The organism is Dellaglioa sp. CoH-57-MRSF-21 (assembly GCF_056781915.1).
On the sequence record NZ_JBXAXU010000094.1, the window covers coordinates 1 to 381 of the forward strand.

At 46.5% G+C, this 381-nt stretch carries 2 tRNA genes and 1 rRNA gene; all 3 read right to left on the bottom strand.

From position 1 onward, the window contains the following. Positions 1-70 (bottom strand): 5S ribosomal RNA (gene rrf, locus AC1RPQ_RS08090); the annotation flags it as partial. Positions 71-109: 39 nt separating this feature from the next. Further along, positions 110-182 (bottom strand) — tRNA-Thr (locus AC1RPQ_RS08095). A gap of 5 nt (positions 183-187) precedes the next feature. Next, positions 188-259: transfer RNA gene (locus AC1RPQ_RS08100), tRNA-Glu, on the bottom strand. Positions 260-381: the final 122 nt, after the last annotated feature.

Here is a 381-nt window from a genome sequence, read left to right on the forward strand (position 1 = left end):
TGGCGCTAAGAAGCTTAACTTCTGTGTTCGACATGGGAACAGGTGTATCCTTCTTGCTATCGCCACCACACTCTTTTACTACTACATAAAACAATTTTGCAACCACTAATGCCGGCTGCAGGAGTCGAACCTGTGACCCTCGGTTTACGATACCGATGCTCTACCAACTGAGCTAAGCCGGCGAAAATGACCCGTACGGGATTTGAACCCATGTTACCGCCGTGAAAGGGCGGTGTCTTAACCACTTGACCAACGGGTCATATACATAAAAATGTGTTAATCAGTTAGATTAGCACATTTTTAAATTTATTATTAGCATGGCAACGTCCTACCCTCGCAGGGGGCGACCCCCAACTACTCTTGGCGCTAAGAAGCTTAACT